The organism is Luteibacter sp. Sphag1AF (assembly GCF_014192715.1).
GTDB lineage: Bacteria > Pseudomonadota > Gammaproteobacteria > Xanthomonadales > Rhodanobacteraceae > Luteibacter.
The window spans coordinates 1-19179 of the sequence record NZ_JACHYH010000012.1; the positions used below are offsets into that span (position 1 = coordinate 1).

The following is a 19179-nucleotide window of genomic DNA, read 5'->3' on the forward strand; positions in this document are numbered from 1 at the left end:
ATCTGTTCTTCGCTGAACTTCGACTTCTTCATATAGAGCTCCTTGGATGGGAAACTCTACTTCCGTCTGGCTCGAACCAACGAGGACGCTTCAGAAGCTTCAGACGCTCTGTCGGAAGGGTGCGCATTGAATTTCTAGCGGACGCAAGCCTCGTTGAGGCGGGAACAGAAAACGCTATCGGTTCCGGGCGACGGGTTTGCATCAATGGTGTTGTTACTGGGGCAGTACTTCGAGGCTGAGAGCAGGTTGAATGACAACGTTAACCGGGATTACGAGGCGGCAGCAGGGCGGTATTTTCAACAAGCAAGGTGACGTAAACATAACGCCATGACCCATTCCACCATTTCACTTCCCCCATTGCACGACGGTTTCCTTAGAGGCTTTCTGGTCAAAGATGACCAAGTCAGGCTGTTTGTAGAAAGTGTGTCCGGCGAAACTTTCACAGTGCTACTTTCGGGCGTGAAGCGCTTTAACGTCGATGGGTTTGCGGAGGGAAACATCATTCTTGACTGCGAGTTATTGGCAAGTCCCGAGATACCGAATGATCTTCTGGTTGCGCTCAACCATGGCGGAACGAGCAACAAGGAGCTCGAACAGTTGCGTGCGGCTGTGGCCGATGGCACGTATCGGCTCTTCGTTATTTCGCCGAGCTACGGCGCCACGGTGGTTGCACTGATAAAGGGACTGTCCGTGAGGGAAGGTACTTTCATGGACTGAAAAGCGTCATTGGAACTTCGTGGCGAAGATGCCGGGTGCAGGTTATACATTGGGGTATGCGAATACGGATGTTCTGGTCCCGCTCTATGAGAGCATCATCCAGACTTGAAGCTAAGCCTTGGGGCTGCTTTTGCTGGGTGCATTGCTGAAGGTGCCTTCGATAAGAAAAGAAGGCCATCCGGATAAACGCCCGCCGTATGATGCATTCACGCCTTGCTGAAAAATCAGGGCTGCACCTAAAAGAAGCGTCGATTGCAGCAATCTCTGCAATCGACGCTTCTGTGCGACGAATCATGCCGCCATAGTGCGCAGCCTCGCGGTTTAGCGATATCCAGCCACGCGCACTGCGCTGGCGTTCAACACCCTCACATTCTCACTGCTCCCGGCCACGCCTGCCGGTGCTCCGTTGATGACGTTCGCGGGGCTGGACCACACGTTGTAGCGGGTGCAGCCGCCGCCTGGGCAGTCGTAGGCCATGACGGTGCGGGCGTGTGCGGCGGGGTTGGTGTGGCCGTGGCCCCATGCGTAGAGGGAGCCGCCCGCGTTGGAGATGTCGTGGTCGGCGCTGAGGTTGTGGCCCAGCTCGTGGGCTGCGCTGTAGGAACTGGTTGCACAGCTGTTGTGCACGACGGTGAAGGCGTCGCTTTCGCGTCCGCCCAGCCAGCCCATGCCGCAGGCGTCGCCGCGGCTGACGACCATGCTGACCATGTCGGCCGCTGTGGCGTTGCGGGCGGCATGTATGTCGTCGATGCTGCCGTCGTTCGGGTTGGTCAGGGCGCGAAGGTCGTCCAGCAACGAGCCGCTGCCGGTGTAGTCGACGAGGCGGGTGCCTGCCAGTTCCAGGCGGTGTTCAATCCCGCTGTTGGCGTAGCCCTGGTTGGTCTGGGCGACGATCAGGTTGGCTGTCATGCCGGCTTCGGTGTCGTTGTGCGCAGCGTCGCGGTCGAACGCGAATAGCACGCGGATGGTGGTTGCCTGCGTGGTGGCTTCGCTGGTGGTCGCGGGGGCTCTGCCGATAACTACCGGTGTGCCGCCCGCAGGATGTTCCGGGGGAAGGGCCGAAGTGTCGACGCTGTAGACGATGTGGTGGCCGTTTTCCATCGGCTGGATGGCGTAGGGTTTGCCGTCCACGCGCACGCTGCCCATCAGGAGGTTTCCATTGCGAACAAGGATTACCTCATTGGCTACGTCGTCCAGCGTCAGCGATTGACCGGCTGCGCGGCGCCGGTCGCCGGCGCGGATATGGCCGATCCACACAAGCGTGCCGTCTGCCATGACTTCGCTGGAGCGATGGTCGGCGACCAGGTGTTGCTGCGGGTCCAGGTTCAGCTGGACCTGCGAGCTTTTCACCGACAGCGCGGCGATGTTGACTTCGACGCGCGTCATGTTGCGCGTGGACGGCCACGAATCAACCTGCTGTGCTACCGGATCGCTGTCGTTCAACAGCGGAGAGGGCGGTGACGGCGACACGAGAGGCTTGGCCGCCCACGTAGCAAACGACAGGGAAAGGGTTGCGGCAGCCACGGCTGCCATACAGTGAGCGCGTTTGATCACAAGTGCCTCCAGGGGGCGAATGACGCCTGCATTCACCGGCGCGCCTATGCGGCCAGTGCAGGCGTGGGGATTCGGTTCTTGGACGGCACCGTATCAAGCTGTTCGGGCTGAAATCGGTAAAAAGTCGCAGTTGGAAATTTTTCGGCGATTTTTCAGAATTTTCTGAGTGAATCCGGGGCAATGCGGGGCAAATTCGGCAATCAGAACCACTTGTTCCGTTTCAGTGCGAGGAAAATTCCGCCAACGATGCAGGCGACGACGCACGTAATGGCCGGATATGCCCACGGCTTGTCGAGTTCGGGCATGTGCACGAAGTTCATGCCGTACCAACTGGTGATCAATGTCGGTGCGGCCAGCATGGCGGCCCAGCCTGCCAGCTTCTTCATCACTTCGTTCTGGCCGAAGGTCACCAGCGCGAGGTTGACGCTGATGGCAGCGCCGAGCATTTCGCGCATGGCACTGATGGATTCGTTGACACGGAACACGTGGTCGTAGATGTCACGGAAGTAGGCGCGCAATTCATCGTGGATCAGGTGAGGATGCAGGCGGACCAGCTGCGCCACAATGTCCTGCAGCGGCGCGACGGCCAGGCGCAGCGTCATCAGCTCGCGCTGCATGTCGTAAAGCCGCTTGATCGTCTGGCGGTTGTAGGTTTCCGCGAAGATGTCGTTTTCCAGCTCGTGCAGTTCCTGCCGGAAGTCGCGCACGATGGGCAGGAAGTTGTCCACGATGAAGTCGAGTACGGCGTACAGCGCGTAGCTCGGGCCCATGGCCAGCAGCTCGGGGGTCTGCTCGCAGGTGCGGCGCGCGGGCGCGTACGACAGCGATGCGCCGTGGCGCACGGTCACGAAGTAGCGATGGCCCACGAAGATCTGCGTTTCGCCGAACGCGATGTTGCCCCCGACCAGCTGAGCCGTTTGCGCCACGATGAACAGCGAGTCACCGTAGGCTTCGATCTTGGTGCGCTGGTGTGCGTGCTGCGCGTCTTCAATCGCAAGATCGTGAAGGTCGAACTCTTCCTGCAACTTCAGCAGCAGGGGTTCGTCCGGTTCGTGAAGGCCGACCCATACAAAGGTGTCGGGCTCTTTCAGCACATCGCTGATGGCATCAAGGCTGATATCACCTATGCGCCGCCCGTCATTGCGGTAGGCCACGCAGTTGATGACCATGCCGTTGCCGGATGCGGGTGCTGCTTCGGGACGAGGAGAGGGATAGGCCATTCGCGCATGATGACGCTGCCCTTGTGACAGGGCAATCGCAATGTGCGCGTGTTCAGTCCGGCTGGCGGCGCATCGCGATGTACAGGGCGATCCAGCCCGGCAACGCGAACGCGATCCACGGCATGTTGCGCTGAAGGAAACCGGGTATCAGATGCGCCAGGAGGCCGACGATGGCCGCGCCCACGCACACAATGAGCACGCGGCGGGCGAACGAGCCCACGTGTCCGTCACCGCGACGCATGCGCCAGATGGCGGGCAGAAGCAGGAGCGCCAGTGGTTGGTACAGCAGCAGGTTGGCGTTGGCCCAGGCCGAATGGTGCAGGGTGGCCGACCACAGCAGGATCATGATGAGACCCGCCAGGCCAGTGAACACCGTGAACAGCGTGCCTGCGATCACGAAGATCACGCGGGCAGCACGGGCACGTGTGAAAGCCGGAATCAGCAGAAGTGCCGCGATGACCAGGCCAGCTGCGAGCAGTGGCCAGATCAGGTTGGGCGCCCGCTCGGGCGGCGCTTCCAGGCGATTGGGCGCAAGCGTGGCTTCATCGCTGACCAGGGGCTGGCCGTTGGGCAGCGTGATCGTGCGGATTTCATTTTCCAGCACCATCGGCAGGAAGCTTTCTTTCCACGCGTCCATGGGCTGGTCCGCGTAGGGGCCGAGGCCGAGGTCCATTGCCAGCATGAGCGCGGGCGCGTTGCTCATGAGGCGAGCGGTCTGCTCGCGGTAGGTCATGCCCCCGCTGCGCGCGCGAAGCTGCGTGTCCAGCACGCCGTCGAGCGCATCGTTCAATGCGTCGCGCACGCGGGTCGTGCAGTTGTCGGCGTAGTAGTCGTAGTTGTAGCGCGCGTTCTCCGGCTGGATGTTCCAGATGAGGAAACGGCGCAGCTTTTCTTTCTGCTCGTTGCTGAGATTGAGCCGCTGGTGAGTCACCTTGCGACCTTCTCCGCTGTAGAACGACACATCGGATGCCGTGGGCTCGGCGTCCATGCGGTAGCTCATCCGGCCGCGTGCAAAGTTGAGGATGAAGCCTGACTCGTCGAAGTCGAACACACCGTAATTGAAGGCAACCGCCTCTCCGCTGACGGTGTCCTTCACCTCGATGGCATCGTGGCCGAAGCGCTCCCAATAGATGGCGCCCGGCCCGTAGGTCAGCAGCGACACTTCCAGGTTGGCGGCGGGGGCATCCACGATGCCGGCGCGGGCTGCTGGCACAAGGCACAGCAGCAATAGTGCAATCAGGAAGTGACGCATGGAGTGGTCGCTTACGCCTCGGCGGAGGTGCGGGTTACGAGGAACTGCTGCACGCGACGGTCGTCGGCTTCGGTGACGCGGAAGACGAAATCGCCTACGGTGATTTCCTCGCCAGCCTCGGGCAGGTGCCCGAACTCGGAGGTAATCATGCCGCCGACGGTGTCGAACTCCTCGTCGGAGAACTGCGCGCCTGCATGTTCGTTGAAGTCTGCGATGGGCGTCAGCGCGCTGACCGAGAAGCCGCCGTCCTCAAGCGTGTGCACGAGGATCGGGTCTTCTTCGTCATCGTGCTCGTCGTCGATTTCGCCGACGATCTGCTCAAGCACGTCCTCAATGGTGATGAGGCCGGCTACGCCGCCGTATTCATCGACGACCAGCGCCATGTGGTTGCGGGTGAGCCGGAACTCGGCCAGCAGCACGTTCAGGCGCATGGACTCAGGAATGAGCACGGCCGGACGGAGCAGGGCGCGCACGTCGCAACCTTCGCTCTGGCCGAAATAGCGCAGGATGTCCTTGGCGAGCAGGATGCCGAGAATCTCGTCCTTGTCGTCGCCATGCACCGGGAAGCGCGAATGGCCGGATTCGACAACGATCGAGAGAATGACGGGAAGGGGGGCGTCGGCAGGGAGCATGACGATCTGGGCACGGGGCACCATGACATCGTCGACGCTGAGCTCGGTCACCTTGATGGCACCCTCGACCATGGTCAGGGTGTCTTTGGAAAGCAGGCCGTTGGCCTGGGCGGCGCGCAATTCCTCGATCAATTCATCGCGGTTGCGGGGCTCGCCGGAAAACATGTGGCCCAGTCGATCCCACCAGGAACGGTGAGTCGGGCCGCTGGTACTGCCAGGGTCCTCGTTCATTACTCTTAGATGCGCTGCCCGAAACCGGGCGGGGGACCAGTCTAGCGGAATTTGGATGACGGTTCAGGGGCGGGTTCAGGCCTCGTAAGGGTTCGAGATGCCCAGGCCTGCCAGGATTTTCGTCTCCAGTGCCTCCATGGCGTCTGCTTCCGCCTCCACTTCGTGGTCGTAGCCCAGCAGGTGCAGGACGCCGTGCACCGTCAGGTGGGCCCAGTGATGGGCCTCGGGCTTGCCCTGTTCGCCAGCTTCCCGGCTGACTACAGGCGCGCAGATCACCAGATCGCCGATCAGCGGCAGGTTGAGGCCGGGCGGGAGGTCTGCCGGGAAGGAGAGGACGTTGGTGGCGTAGTCGCGGCCCCGGTATTGCAGGTTCAGCGACTGGCCTTCTTCGGCGTCCACGATCCGGATGGCCAGTTCTGCCGGCTTGCGCCGACGTGCGCCGGCCAGCGCGGCCGCTACCCAGCGGCGGAAGCTGGCGGCGGCCGGCAGGCCCTTGCGAGGTACGGCATAACCTACCGAAACGAACGACTCGCTCACTTATGCGCCTCGGTGCTCTGCTCGAACGCCTCGTATGCGCGCACGATCTTGGCAACCAGCGGGTGGCGGACTACGTCGCGGGAGGTGAAGAAGGTAAAGCTGATGCCGTCCACGCCGCGCAACACCTCGATGGCGTGGCGCAGTCCCGAACGGATGTGGCGCGGCAGATCCACCTGCGAGACGTCACCCGTGATGACAGCCACCGAGCCGAAGCCGATGCGCGTCAGGAACATCTTCATCTGTTCCACGGTGGTGTTCTGGGCTTCGTCCAGAATCACGTAGGAATCGTTGAGGGTGCGCCCGCGCATATAGGCCAGCGGGGCGATTTCGATGACGTTGCGCTCGATCAGCTTGGCTACCTTCTCGAAGCCGATCATCTCGTACAGGGCGTCGTACAGCGGACGCAGGTACGGGTCGATCTTCTGGCTGAGGTCGCCCGGCAGGAAGCCGAGCTTCTCGCCCGCTTCGACGGCGGGGCGCACCAGCAGCACACGCTGCACGCGGTTGTTTTCCAGTGCTTCGACGGCGCTGGCCACGGCAAGGTACGTTTTGCCCGTGCCGGCCGGGCCCACACCAAAGTTGATGTCGTGGGTGGTGATGGCGTGCAGGTAGCGGGCCTGATTGGGGCCACGTCCCTTGATGACGCCGCGTTTCACCTTGATGGTGACTTCCTGCGCGGACTCTGCCGCCTGTTCCACCAGTGCGTCGATGCCCGACTCGGCCAGGTGCAGATTGACCATGGCGCCCGTCAGGACTTCGTGTTCCGTGGCGTCATACAGGCTGCGGATCACGCGCTCGCCCGCCCGTGCGGCATCGTCGCTGGCGATGACGCGGAACAGGTTGCCGCGGTGGTCGATTTCCAGGCCGAGGCGCAGCTCGATCTGCCGGATGTGTTCATCGAAGGGGCCGCAGAGGTTCGCCAGGCGGGCGTTGTCTTCGGGTTCGAGGGTGAAATCGCGTTGCGAAAGACCGTTGGTCATAGGTATCTATGCATCACATGGATGTCGGTGGGGTCGGAGCGTGCATGGCGAAGCAGGCGTACTGCGTCATGACGCCTGGGCCAGCACCTCATTGTCCAGGCGCACGCGCCCACGCAGCGAGTTGGACATCGCCTCGGTGATGACCACGTCCACGAACTGGCCGATCATCCGCGGGTGGCCCGGGAAGTTGACGTAGCGCATGTTCTCGGTGCGGCCGGTCATTTCGTTGGGGTCTTTGCGGCTGGGCTTTTCGACAAGCACGCGCTGCACGGAGCCGACCATCGCTTCGTTGATCTTGCGCGCGTTTTCGTTGATGGCCGCCTGCAGCCGCGTGAGGCGCGCGTGCTTGACCTCGGCCGGCGTGTCATCGGGCAGGTTGGCAGCCGGCGTGCCGGGACGCGAGGAGAAGATGAAGGAGAAGCTCTGATCAAAGCCGACGTCGGCGATCAGCTTCATGGTCTTCTCGAAATCGTCGTCGCTTTCGCCGGGGAAGCCCACGATGAAGTCGGACGAGATGCAGATGTCCGGACGCACGGCGCGCAGCTTGCGGATGCGCTGCTTGAACTCGAACGCCGTGTAGCCACGCTTCATTGCGGAGAGGATGCGATCAGAGCCGGCCTGCACGGGCAGGTGCAGGTAGTTGGCAAGCTGCGGCACGTTGGCGTACGCCTCGATCAGCGAGTCGGAAAACTCCAGCGGGTGCGACGTCGTGAAGCGGATGCGGCCGATGCCGTCAATTTGGGCAATGGCGTGGATCAGCACGGCGAGGTCGGCGATGCTGCCATCGTGCATCGGGCCACGATACGCATTGACGTTCTGGCCCAGCAGATTGACCTCGCGCACGCCCTGTTCGGCGAGCTGGGCGATCTCGACGATCACGTCGTCGAACGGCCGGCTGATCTCCTCGCCACGGGTGTACGGCACCACGCAATAGGAGCAGTACTTCGAGCAGCCTTCCATGATGGAGACAAAGGCGGTGGGGCCTTCGGCGCGCGGCTCCGGCAGGCGGTCGAACTTCTCGATTTCCGGGAAGCTGATGTCCACCTGTGCCTTGCCACTGGCCCGGCTGGCTTCGATCATCTGGGGCAGGCGGTGCAAGGTCTGCGGGCCGAACACCAGGTCCACGTGCGGGGCGCGCTTCAGGATCGAGTCGCCCTCCTGCGACGCGACGCAGCCGCCCACGCCGATGAGCACGGGCTTGCCGTCGCGCTTGTGCTGCTTCCAGCGCCCCAACTGACTGAAGACCTTTTCCTGGGCCTTCTCGCGGATGGAGCAGGTGTTGATCAGGATGACATCGGCTTCCGCCTCGTCCTGGGTGAGTTCCAGGCCGTGCGATGCCTTGAGCACGTCGGCCATCTTGGCCGAGTCGTACTCGTTCATCTGGCAACCGTGGGTCTTGATGAAAAGCTTGCCGCTCATGGCGAGATACCGGAATGCGTGGGATGCGTCGAACCGCGCAGTTTACGCTGGCCGGGCCTTTGCCGCCACCGGTGGCCCGGTCAATCAATGACTTGGGCTCGTTTTTGCGACCTGGAACACTTGGCAGCGGGGTAGGGCTGGGGCACACTCGCGCCCATGGTCCACGCCGCACGTTCAGGGGAAAGCGCCGGCCACAACGCCTGTTGTTTCCCGCGATCACGCCCGGCCCTCATGAGGGCTGCGCTGGGCTGCGCGCTGCTGTTCGGGGCGTTGGCCGGCCCTGTGTCGGCTGAGGCTCTATATAAGTGTGAGGGGGCCAGCGGTGAGACGGTGTTCACCGGTCACACCGACGGCTACAAGGACTGCAAGCGGATCGGCGGCACGGTATCGGCGCGGCCGGCAAAGAAAACGCCAGCCCCCAAAGCGCCGGAGCTTTCGCCCGCCCAGGTCTTTGCAAGTGTCAGTGCATCGGCGGAGACCTCGGCGGTGGCGCCAGCCTCGCCAGCCTCGCCATCGTCGCTACCGGCAGCGCCTGCGGAATCCCGTACTCCGAAGGGACAGTGGGAATACAGGGAAACCTCCGGTTCCGCAGCACCCATCCCGGAGGTCGCCGACGGCACGACGCCAGTGGCCAAAGGCTCACGGGTGTTGCGCGGCGCGGTGTATCGCGTGGACCGTGCCGATGGCGGGGTGGAATACACCAATGTCCCGCCCGGTGGCTCGAAGGGGCGTGCAGTCACGATGCTCTTCAGCTACATCGCCACGTGCGCTGCGTGCGATCTGCATTCGCCCATCAACTGGAACAGTGTGGCGTTGAACCTCACCGCCTATGGTGACGTCATCCATTCGGCCAGCGGCGAGTTTGGTGTGGACGAGGCACTGTTGCGCGCCATCATCCACGCCGAGAGCGCGTTCAATCCGCGAGCCATGTCGGTGAAGGGTGCGCAAGGTCTGATGCAGTTGATTCCCAGCACGGCGCGTGACATGGGCGTGCTGGATGCGTTCGATGCCAATCAGAACATCCGTGGCGGTGCACGCTATCTCGCCATGTTGCTGAAGAATTTCAACGGCGACGAGCGACTGGCGGCTGCCGCTTACAACGCAGGGCCCGGCGCCGTGCTGAAGTACAACGGCGTGCCTCCCTACGACGAGACGCGTGTTTACGTCGAGCGCGTGGGGCAACTGCGCAAGCGTTATGGCGACTCGATCAAGGCTGCGCGGCCTTCGGGAGTCGGTGTGCCGTTGGCGTTGCGCAGCGGGGGCGCTTAATCGTTGACCGCGGTGGGGCGGCTTGCTCATCGCGAGCAGGCACCCGCTCCTTCGTGATGGGTTATCCACAGGGCGTGTGGACAGTCACTGGATAAGCATGTGGATAACTTCAATACAGCCTGTCGCGGCGGGTACTTGCGTTGTGCTGGTCAGAAAGCAGCCACTCGTGATCTTTGCGAGTCGCGAGTGCAGGCGGGCGCTCCTTTCGACGGCGCGGGTCTAGCGAAGCTTTTGCAGTGGCTGCATCGGCGTGGACGGACGCTGTGCCGGCGTGATCTTCTCTGAGAACGGCGCGCCGTTGCGAAGGCCCGATACCGTGATCTCGGTGCCGGGCTTCAACGCAGCCTCATGTCGGCGCAGGTCCGATGCGTCAAGGATGTCTTCGTTCCCCAGCTTCAGCAGGACGTCGCGCGGCTGGATGCCCGCCCGCGCCGCCGGGCCGCCCGGTGATACCTCATTGACGACGACGCCGCGCGCGGCCGAGGGCAGGCCGCTGTCGGCTGAAATGCTGATGGCGCCGTAGTCGGCACCGATCCAGCCGCGCACGACGTGACCGGTCTGGACGATCTGGTCCAGCACTTCGCGTGCGCTGCTGACCGGGATGGCGAAGCCAATGCCTTCTGCGCCTACAGCCTGTCCGATCAGCGATGTATTGATGCCGACCAGTTCGCCGTTGGCATTGACCAGGGCGCCGCCGGAGTTGCCGAAATTGATGGCGGCGTCGGTCTGGATGAAGTTTTCAAGGCTGGACAGGTTGAGCTGGCGCCCGATGGCACTGACGATGCCCATGGTCACTGTCTGGCCAATGCCGAAGGGATTGCCGATGGCCAGCACCACATCACCTACGCGCGGCTTGACGCCTTCTTCGGACATGGGAATGGCGGGCAGGTTGCCCGCGTCGACCCGCAGCACGGCAAGGTCGGTTTCTTCGTCCGAGCCCACGATGGTGGCCTTGGCGACGCGGCCATCGTAGAGCAGCACCTGGATGTCGTCGGCGTTGGCGATGACGTGGTTGTTGGTCAGCACGTAGCCATCTTCATTGACGATGACGCCCGAGCCGAGGTTTTGCTGGCGGCGCGTGCGCGCCGGTCCCGTGGGTACGCTGAAAATGCGTTGCAGCACGGGGTCGGAGTAGAGCTCGCGCGGTTGCTCGGTGACCAGCTTGTTGGCGTAGATGTTGACGACCGAGGGCGCGGCCTTGGCCACGGCCTCGGCATAGGACGCAGGCGCGGGGAGCGCGACCTTCGCTGTGGAGGCCGCGCCCGGATGCGGGAACGACAGCCGGGCACGCAGCATCGAGCCAATGCCGGGCCAGAAGAGACCGACGATGAAGGCGACGGCCAGTCCAAGGACGACAAAGCGGGCAACGAAGGCTAGCGTGCGGGCGGCGTATTTCATCGGGAAAGCCAGGAAATCCTCAGGTCGCAAGTCGCTGCACCAGCACGGGTCGAGGTCGATTTGGGTCGACGTGGCGTTTTATTGTACGGTGCAGGGGCTGACGCTACACTAACGCGATTTTGCGGTAGCCGATTTCGCAAAGCGGTAGCGAAGGGGAGTGCTTCCGTACCTCAATGGCATAAGTTCCGGAGAGCCTGATGGCGAATGAAGTCGTCGATCAAGGCCGCCGCCGCTTCCTTACCGCGACCACAGCAGTGGTTGGCGGGGTTGGAGTGGTTGCAGCCGTCGTACCGTTTATCAAGTCGTGGGAACCCAGTGCGCGAGCCAAGGCCGCCGGAGCCCCCGTCACCGTCGACATCAGCGCTATCGAAGCCGGCCAAAAAGTCACTTTCGCCTGGCGAAGCCTGCCCGTTTTCGTAGTCAACCGCACCAAAGAACAGCTGGCCCAGCTGCAAGGGCTGGAACCTCGGCTTCTCGATCCGAAGTCGACCGATCCCGACCAGCAACCGAAGTACGCGCAAAATGAAGCCCGTTCCATCAAGCCCGAATGGCTGGTGGTGATTGGCCTTTGCACTCATCTGGGTTGCGTGCCGGACTTCGTTCCTGACATCAAGCCCGAGCCGTTCGACGCGAACTGGAAGGGCGGCTTCTATTGCCCTTGCCACAAGTCGCGTTATGACATCGCCGGCCGCGTCTTCAGTGGCGTGCCTGCACCGAAGAATCTTCCGGTGCCGCCTTACCACTTCGTTGACGACACCCATATCCAGATTGGCGTCGACCCGCAGGAGGCAGGCTGATGGCCAAGGCAATGGAGCGTCTGGGTAACTGGTTCACCGAACGTGCGCCGGGGCTCATGCCCCTGTACCGCGCGCACATGACCGAATACTACGCGCCGAAGAACTTCAACCTCTGGTACTACTTCGGCTCGCTGGCGATCCTGGTTCTGGTCAACCAGATCGTGACCGGCATCTTCCTCACGATGAACTACAAGACGAGTGCGCTGGAAGCGTTCAACTCGGTCGAGTACATCATGCGTGATGTGGAGTGGGGCTGGCTCATCCGTTACATGCACTCCACGGGTGCTTCGCTGTTCTTCGTGGTGGTGTTCCTGCACATGTTCCGCGGCATCATGTACGGGTCGTTCAAGCGTCCACGCGAGCTGGTGTGGATTCTGGGCATGCTGATCTTCCTCGTGCTGATGGCCGAGGCCTTCATGGGCTACGTGCTGCCGTGGGGCAACATGTCCTTCTGGGGCGCGAAGGTCATCATTTCGCTGTTCGGCACCATTCCTTATATCGGCCACTCGCTGGTGGAATGGATCATGGGCGACTTCCTGCCCGCCGATGCCACGCTCAACCGCTTCTTTGCATTGCACGTGATCGCGCTGCCGATCGTGCTTCTCCTTCTTGTGGTGCTGCACATCGCCGCGCTGCATGAGGTGGGCTCGAACAACCCGGACGGCGTGGACGTGAAGCACGGCCCGAAGGGCAATCGCTGGGACGCCAATGCGCCGGCCGATGGCATTCCGTTCCACCCGTACTACACGGTGAAGGATCTGGTGGGTGTCGGCTTCTTCCTGATCATCGCCGCGTTCATCATCTTCTTTGCACCGACGTTTGGCGGCTGGTTCCTGGAGCATGACAACTTCACGCCGGCCAACAACCTGGTCACGCCCAGCCACATCAAGCCTTCGTGGTACTTCACGCCGTTCTACGCGATCCTGCGCATGATTCCGTCGTTCTTCGGTACCGCCATCTGGGGTGTGCTGGGGATGTTCGGCGCCATCCTGCTGCTGGCATTGCTGCCGTGGATTGATCGCGGTGAAGTACGTTCGGTGCGCTATCGCGGCCTTGGTTTCCGCATCGCCCTGGCGGTGCTGGTCATCTCGTTCCTTGCGCTGGGTCTGGTGGGTGCCGGTGTCACCGCCGAGGTCATCCCCGAGTGGTTCCCTCATGCCGACGTGACCACCTGGGAAAATGCCTTCGGTCGCGTGATGGTGCTGGGTTACTTCGGGTTCTTTATCTTCCTGTGGGTGTACACACACTTCGGTTTTGAGAAGACCAAGCCGGTTCCGGAACGGGTGACGACGCATGACTAAGCGGTATTTTTCCCTTATCGCCCTCGCGTTCGGCCTCCTGGTCGGCTCCCTGTCGGCGTGGGCCAGTGAAGGTGGTGAAGAGCTGGCTCCGGCCGGCACCAATGTCAGCGACAAGGCATCGCTTCAGCGCGGCGCCAAGCTGTTCTTCAACTACTGCGTTGGCTGCCACTCGCTGAAGTACGTGCGTTATTCGCGCATGGCCAGCGACCTTGGCCTCAGCGAAGACGAGGTCATGAACAACCTCAACTTCACGGGGGCGAAGTTCGGCGAGCCGGTGATCTCGCACATGCCCGCTGAAGGCGCAAAGACCTGGTTCGGCAAGGAGCCGCCGGATCTTTCTCTTGAAGCGCGTGCCAAGGGCGTGGACTGGATCTACAACTACCTCAACTCGTTCTACCTGGACCCGACCCGTCCGGTGGGCTGGAACAACACGGTGTTCCCGAACGCCTCCATGCCCAACCCATTGTGGGAATTGCAGGGCTTGCAGACGGCGGTGCATTCGGAGGCCTCGCCCGGTCACGATGCCACCATCGAGAAGCTGGAGCTTTCGCAGCCGGGTCGGCTTACTCCGGAAGAATTCCGAGGCGCCACGCGCGACCTCACGGCCTTTCTGGAATACGCGGCCGAGCCTGCGGCGCTTGAGCGTCAATCCGTAGGTGTGTGGGTGCTGCTGTTTCTGGCGGGCTTCACTTTCCTCGCGTATCTGCTGAAGCACGAGTACTGGAAAGACGTACATTGACAGACGACGGGGCGGCCCATAGCCGCCCCGTTTCGTATGTGACCGGTTGGGGAGGGATATCTGCACCATGGTCCAGAATGCACGCTCACGTACGGCGCTTGCGCTGTACACCAATGCTGACGATGTACAAAGCCATCGCACGAGGATGGTGCTGGCCGCGAAGGGCGTCACGTATGACCGCATCCTGGTGGCCGGCGACGACTTGCCTGCTGATCTGCTGGACCTCAATCCCTACGGCACGCGGCCCACGCTGGTGGATCGCGATCTCACGCTGTACGACGCATCGGTCATTTGCGAATACCTCGATGAGCGCTATCCGCACCCCCCGCTGATGCCGATTGATCCGCTGTCGCGCGCAAGGCTTCGCCTGGGCTCCTGGCGCATCGAGCACGACTGGCTGCCGGAGATCGACGTGATCCGCGCGGGCGGCAAGCCTGCCGACGCGGCACGCAAGCGGCTGCGCGAACATCTGCTGATGTCGGTGCCGCTGTTCAAGGCATCCCGTTTCTTCCTCAATCCGGAAATGAGCCTGATCGACTGCCTGGTGGCACCGGTGATCTGGCGGCTGAACTGGCTGGGTGTGGACCTGGGCAAAGAGGGCAAGCCCGTGATCGACTACGGCGAGCGCCTGTTTCACAGCCAGGGGTTTGCACGCAGCCTGACCGCCGATGAGCGGGCCATGCGGGATATTGCGCTGCCTTGAGCGCTGTCACATAGCTCCCATACCGCCTCTTCGCATACACTCTCCTCTTAGGCCTTGCCCTGCCGGGGCACGGGTGCACCCGACCAACCGGCGGGAAAGACGAGGACAGGTAGCATGGATATGAACGACACTGCGGGTATGACCTCCAACCGCCCCTACCTGTTGCGGGCCATTTACGACTGGATCAGCGATAACGGCCTCACGCCGTACGTGCTGGTGGATGCCTCGCAGCCGGGCGTTCGCGTGCCTGCGCATGTGGTCAAGAACGGCCAGGTCGTGCTGAATCTGGCCATGCGCGCCGTGGGCAACCTTGATCTGGGCAACGAGCGCATCACGTTTCAGGCCCGCTTTTCGGGTGTGAGCCAGTCGATCCACATTCCCATTACCGCCGTGCTCGCGCTTTATGCGCAGGAGAACGGGCAGGGCATGATGTTTCCCGCAGACGAGAACGATCCCATGCCGGCTGGCGCGATGGAGTCTACCGAAGAGGCGGATGAATCGCAGTCGCCCGACACGCCAGAGACGGGCGGCGATGACGACCGTCCGAAGCGCGGTGCACCGCATCTGCGGGTTGTGAAGTAACGGCTGTCTGCCTGTGCTTGCTTGAGGCTGCTGGCGAGCATCCGTCGCTCGCTCGCAGGCTCACTTCCACAATCCGCTGCCTGCTTCTTGTGGGCGCGGGATTGCCCGCGATTCTCGCGAAGCGAAACCTCGCAATCAGTGGCGAGACTGCCGTCGCTCTGCCAGTGAAATCACATTGTTTTCGTTGTGTCCCGGCAGGTTGGTCTGCGTGGCGACCACGGACGCCAGTTCGCGCGTGTCATGCGTTGGCAGGCTGAAGCCGGTCATGACGTTTTCGGCCATCCACAGGCGGGCGGGCTCGCGGGTTTGCCCATCGACGCTTACTTCAAAGCCGTAGCAGCGCTCCAGTCGACGCGATTCGCCGAAACGGCGCAGCCGGATGCCGCGCAATCCCACGCTCTGATCCAGTAATTGCAGGCCATGTCGCTGGCATAGGGCCTGCGCCTCACGTGCGGCGACCTCGCGGGCGCGTGTCAGCTTCAGCCAGGCGCCAATGACGCCCCCGAGAAGCAGCAGCCAGAACAGATCGGGAAAGGTAACCATTAACTGAGTGTGTGGCCGCCCACCCGGCACCGCAAGGGGAAGGTTTCTTAGATGCCGCCCTGGATGCGATCAGTTCGCATCCATCTGCAAACGCAGCGACAGATCAATGGCGCGCACGTGCTTGGTCAATGCCCCGCTGGAGATGTAATCCACGCCCGTTTCCGCGATGGCGCGAATGGTGTCGATCTCCACGTTGCCGGAGACTTCCAGCGAAACACGGCCATCCACGAAGCGGACGGCCTCGGCCAATTGCTCGGGCGTGTAGTTGTCGAGCATGACCCGGTCGACCCCTGCGGCGAGAGCCTGTTCCAGCTCCGACTGGTTTTCGACTTCCACTTCCAGCAGCAGGCCGGGGTGCTTCTCGCGGCCGGCGCGTACAGCGGCTGCGATGCCGCCTGCGGCCGCGATATGGTTTTCCTTGACCAGCAGGGCGTCGAACAGACCCACGCGATGATTCACGCCACCGCCGCAGAGCACAGCGTACTTCTGTGCCATGCGCAGGCCGGGGATCGTCTTGCGGGTGTCCAGAAGCCTGGTGCGCGTGCCGGCGATGGCATCCACGTAGCGACCGGTGACCGTCGCCGTGGCTGAAAGCAACTGGAGGAAGTTGAGCGCCGAACGTTCCGCCGTCACCAGCGCGCGGGCTTGCCCGCGTATTTCAGCCAGGCGGATGCCGGCAGGAATGCGGTCCCCGTCGGCGGCGGTCCAGGTGATGCTGACATTTGGGTCGAGCTGACGGAAGCACGCGTCAAACCACGCAGTGCCGCACAGGACGGCGTCTTCGCGGCAGGTGAGCGTCGCTGTGGCGCGACCCTCGGCAGGCAGGAGATCGGCGGTAGCGTCGCCCGTGCCGATATCCTCGGCCAGGGCGCGTTCGACGTCAGCACGGATCTGCGCGGCGGAGGGCAGGGCCTTCGCCAGCGCGGCAACATGACTTGCAGTCATTCGGCAGTGTGTTCCGGATCGGTTTCAGGCTGGCGCAGGCGCTCCACGATGGCGTCCATCGCGCGGTCAAACAGCAGCGAGGAATCGAGGATGCGGGCCGCGCCCGAGGCGAAGGCAGCCGCGAGGCCTGCCAGGCTGTGATCCGCGACCTTCAGGCCACGGCGGTTGACGAACAGGTAGCGTCCGCTGATCGGGCTGACCCAGGAGAGTTTGGCGCGCTCGGAGGTGCCGTCTTCTTCCACGAACTCCAGCCACTGACCCACTTTCAGCTCGCGTGCCTGGGTAAGGAAGCGCTCGTCGAAGGCGTCGTCGGACAATGTCTGGACTTCATCTTCTTCCATCGGCTCAACCACCGGTTCCTCGATGGCCGCAATGGCCTCGGGCAGCGGCATGACGCTGGCGATGATGGATTCGGAGTCGGCCTCGGCCGCGGTCTCGCCCAGCTGCTGACGATAAAACGCGTGCAACTGGCCAAGCAGTTGTTCGGTGTCGGCGTCCTGGAAGGCGACAGCGCTCAGGCCCTTGCGCAGTGCGCGCTCCACACCGGGAAGCATGAGGCGCAGTTCGCGCCGCTCGGCCACGTCATGGACGGGGCGTGCGCTGGCGATGAAGTCGGTGATGAAGCGAAGTGACTCGCGGAATTCCGGTGATTCTTCACCCTGGCGCAGCAGGGTAAGCACGATGTAGTTGGCCCACGCGCGGGTCAGCACGCCGTAAATCAGCGGCGGCAGTGACTGCTCGCCAATGCGGCCCACGATTTCCTGGGCGGCGCGACGACGCGCCTGTTCCAGCTTTTCGCGACCACGGGTCGATTCGGCAACGCGCTGCTCGGCCAGTTCGGCGCGGCGGCGGCTGACATCGAGGAATTCCTGAAGCTCGGTGGCGAGGCGGTTGAAGATGTCCACGTCGTCATCGAAATCGTGCAGAAGCTGCTCGACGATGGACTTCATCTTGTCGAACAGGCGTCCATCGCGATCCGATTCCGCAGACCAGGCTTTCGCCGCGTCAGCCAGCGCATCCAGCAACTGACGCGCGGGATGCGACTTGTGAGCAAACATGCGCCGGTCGAGCAGGGCAACTTTCAGATACGGAATTTGCAGGCGTGCCAGAAGCACCTGCATTTCGGCCGGCAGATTGTGATCTTCGAGGATGAACTCGAAGAGCATGCCCACCAGGTCGATGGTGTCCTCGTCCATGCCCGACACCTGCGCCGAGCTCTGGCCGCGAAGCTGGCCGATCTGCGTGAGCAGCTGTTCCTTGAGCTGGGCAACGTCGCGCGACACATCGGCCTGCGTGGCGACCGGGCCGGCGGCCATCGGAAGGCTCGCAATCTGGCTTTGCAGCAGGGTCAGTGCGCCGAGTAGCTCGGTGGGGCTGGGCATCGGGCCTGAAGGCACGGGCGCACCGACGCCGAGGGCCGCGCCCTCAGGGCCACGACGCGCGATGAACAGCGCGTGCAACTGCTGCATGAATTCGGTGGCGGCAGCGTCCGTGACCGGAGAGGCTTCCGCATGAACCGGACTGCGTACTTCGCCCGTGGCGGTCACGGTGCTGGAGGTGGGCGCGTCCGTGCGGCGGCCAGCAACTTCGTGGCGAAGCTGTGGCAGCACGCCGGCATTGGCCAGCTCGTTGTTGATTTCTTCGTACAACTCGTCGATACCGGCAAGCACATAGCGGTCGAAGAGCTTGTAAATGATGAGGCGGACGCGGACTTCCACCGTCAGCTCGCGCATAGCCTGCTTGAACGCATTGGCCAGCGACGCGGGGCCCACCGGATTGGTGGCGTCGTCCATGCGGTTGCCACCGCAGATGACGGAAAGGCGCTGGTTGACCGCGAACAGGGCGCGCGCCAGGCGCGACTCGTTCTTGCTGATCATGCTGGTGATGGCCAGCGTCTCTTCCAGTTCGCTTTCACCGACCAGGCTGAGCTCGACGGTGGCGGCTCGCGAGGACGTTTCCCCTTCGGCGGGGCGTACGCGTCCCGTGGAAAAGTCGGCCAGATCACGGGCCACCTGACCCAGGAACGTGCGCTCGACAATGGCGCGCTTCTTGCGAACTTCGCGCATACCATCGAAGAACTGCGTCTGGGCCGCGTTGTTCTCGGCTTTTTCCGCCAGGTCGAAGAGGGCGTCGTCGATGTTCTCGAACATGTTGCTGGCCAGCGCATGCAGGCGCTTGGTCGCAATGCCCCGTACGGTAACCAGGAGTGCGCCCACGCGGTCACTGCGCGGATCAATGCGCTGACTGAGGTCGACGACGTTGGACGACGGCTCGCTGGCGTTACTCATCGGTCACCCTGTTTCCCTGGCCCCCGCCCGGAACGTCATTGTCCGGACGGGTCAATCTGGAGTTGTGACACA

Annotated in this window: 18 protein-coding genes; 7 read left to right on the forward strand and 11 right to left on the reverse strand. The window is 62.8% G+C overall.

The window, feature by feature from the left end:
* The first annotated feature begins 327 nt into the window (after positions 1–327).
* Complete coding sequence (locus FHW69_RS18100) at positions 328–717, forward strand: hypothetical protein (protein ID WP_183424515.1); 390 nt, start codon at positions 328–330, stop codon at positions 715–717.
* Between the two features lie 321 nt (positions 718–1038).
* Here the strand turns inward: FHW69_RS18100 and FHW69_RS19240 are convergent, their stop codons facing one another.
* From FHW69_RS19240 to miaB, 7 genes are all read right to left on the reverse strand, one after another.
* Positions 1039–2241, reverse strand: coding sequence for a reprolysin-like metallopeptidase (locus FHW69_RS19240; RefSeq protein ID WP_183424516.1), 1203 nt, complete (start codon positions 2239–2241; stop codon positions 1039–1041).
* Between the two features lie 230 nt (positions 2242–2471).
* Positions 2472–3491 (reverse strand): magnesium and cobalt transport protein CorA, encoded by a 1020-nt coding sequence (locus FHW69_RS18110; protein WP_255494893.1) that lies wholly within the window; start codon positions 3489–3491, stop codon positions 2472–2474.
* 52 nt (positions 3492–3543) lie between these two features.
* The gene (locus FHW69_RS18115; RefSeq protein ID WP_183424517.1) at positions 3544–4743 is read right to left on the reverse strand and encodes a DUF4105 domain-containing protein; all 1200 of its coding nucleotides are present in this window, start codon (positions 4741–4743) and stop codon (positions 3544–3546) included.
* 11 nt (positions 4744–4754) lie between these two features.
* Positions 4755–5606 carry a transporter associated domain-containing protein gene (locus FHW69_RS18120; RefSeq protein ID WP_183424518.1) on the reverse strand — a complete coding sequence of 284 codons (852 nt, stop codon included), beginning with the start codon at positions 5604–5606 and terminating at the stop codon, positions 4755–4757.
* Between the two features lie 75 nt (positions 5607–5681).
* Entirely contained in the window at positions 5682–6143 is a 462-nt protein-coding gene (gene ybeY / locus FHW69_RS18125) for an rRNA maturation RNase YbeY (protein ID WP_183424519.1), read from the reverse strand.
* Positions 6140–7123, reverse strand: coding sequence for a PhoH family protein (locus tag FHW69_RS18130; protein ID WP_183424520.1), 984 nt, complete (start codon positions 7121–7123; stop codon positions 6140–6142). Before FHW69_RS18130 ends, ybeY begins: the two co-directional genes overlap by 4 nt.
* Before the next feature lie 66 nt (positions 7124–7189).
* Positions 7190–8542, reverse strand: coding sequence for a tRNA (N6-isopentenyl adenosine(37)-C2)-methylthiotransferase MiaB (gene miaB, locus FHW69_RS18135; protein ID WP_183424521.1), 1353 nt, complete (start codon positions 8540–8542; stop codon positions 7190–7192).
* 231 nt (positions 8543–8773) lie between these two features.
* Here miaB and FHW69_RS18140 point away from each other — a divergent pair, with 231 nt between their 5' ends.
* Positions 8774–9811: a lytic transglycosylase domain-containing protein gene (locus tag FHW69_RS18140; RefSeq protein WP_183424522.1), complete on the forward strand. Its 1038-nt coding sequence runs from the start codon at positions 8774–8776 to the stop codon at positions 9809–9811.
* A gap of 219 nt (positions 9812–10030) precedes the next feature.
* On the opposite strand, the gene FHW69_RS18145 is transcribed toward FHW69_RS18140, so the two are convergent.
* On the reverse strand, positions 10031–11209 hold the full coding sequence (locus FHW69_RS18145) for a trypsin-like peptidase domain-containing protein (protein WP_183424523.1): 1179 nt from the start codon (positions 11207–11209) through the stop codon (positions 10031–10033).
* Positions 11210–11406: 197 nt separating this feature from the next.
* Here FHW69_RS18145 and petA point away from each other — a divergent pair, with 197 nt between their 5' ends.
* The 5 genes from petA to FHW69_RS18170 all read left to right on the forward strand — a co-directional run bounded on the left by petA (position 11407) and on the right by FHW69_RS18170 (position 15331).
* On the forward strand, positions 11407–12006 hold the full coding sequence (gene petA / locus FHW69_RS18150; RefSeq protein ID WP_183424524.1) for a ubiquinol-cytochrome c reductase iron-sulfur subunit: 600 nt from the start codon (positions 11407–11409) through the stop codon (positions 12004–12006).
* Positions 12006–13307 (forward strand): cytochrome bc complex cytochrome b subunit, encoded by a 1302-nt coding sequence (locus FHW69_RS18155; RefSeq protein WP_183424525.1) that lies wholly within the window; start codon positions 12006–12008, stop codon positions 13305–13307. Before petA ends, FHW69_RS18155 begins: the two co-directional genes overlap by 1 nt.
* Complete coding sequence (locus FHW69_RS18160; protein ID WP_183424526.1) at positions 13300–14046, forward strand: cytochrome c1; 747 nt, start codon at positions 13300–13302, stop codon at positions 14044–14046. Before FHW69_RS18155 ends, FHW69_RS18160 begins: the two co-directional genes overlap by 8 nt.
* Before the next feature lie 67 nt (positions 14047–14113).
* Positions 14114–14749 carry a glutathione S-transferase N-terminal domain-containing protein gene (locus FHW69_RS18165; protein ID WP_183424527.1) on the forward strand — a complete coding sequence of 212 codons (636 nt, stop codon included), beginning with the start codon at positions 14114–14116 and terminating at the stop codon, positions 14747–14749.
* 138 nt (positions 14750–14887) lie between these two features.
* Positions 14888–15331, forward strand: coding sequence for a ClpXP protease specificity-enhancing factor (locus FHW69_RS18170; RefSeq protein WP_183424566.1), 444 nt, complete (start codon positions 14888–14890; stop codon positions 15329–15331).
* Between the two features lie 135 nt (positions 15332–15466).
* Here the strand turns inward: FHW69_RS18170 and FHW69_RS18175 are convergent, their stop codons facing one another.
* The 3 genes from FHW69_RS18175 to FHW69_RS18185 all read right to left on the reverse strand — a co-directional run bounded on the left by FHW69_RS18175 (position 15467) and on the right by FHW69_RS18185 (position 19107).
* Positions 15467–15874 (reverse strand): DUF3301 domain-containing protein, encoded by a 408-nt coding sequence (locus FHW69_RS18175; protein ID WP_183424528.1) that lies wholly within the window; start codon positions 15872–15874, stop codon positions 15467–15469.
* A gap of 69 nt (positions 15875–15943) precedes the next feature.
* Positions 15944–16819, reverse strand: coding sequence for a carboxylating nicotinate-nucleotide diphosphorylase (gene nadC, locus FHW69_RS18180; RefSeq protein WP_183424529.1), 876 nt, complete (start codon positions 16817–16819; stop codon positions 15944–15946).
* A complete protein-coding gene (locus FHW69_RS18185; RefSeq protein WP_183424530.1) occupies positions 16816–19107 on the reverse strand; it encodes a DUF1631 domain-containing protein in 2292 nt (763 codons plus the stop codon). The genes nadC and FHW69_RS18185 overlap by 4 nt, the downstream gene beginning before the upstream one ends.
* Between the last annotated feature and the right edge of the window lie 72 nt (positions 19108–19179).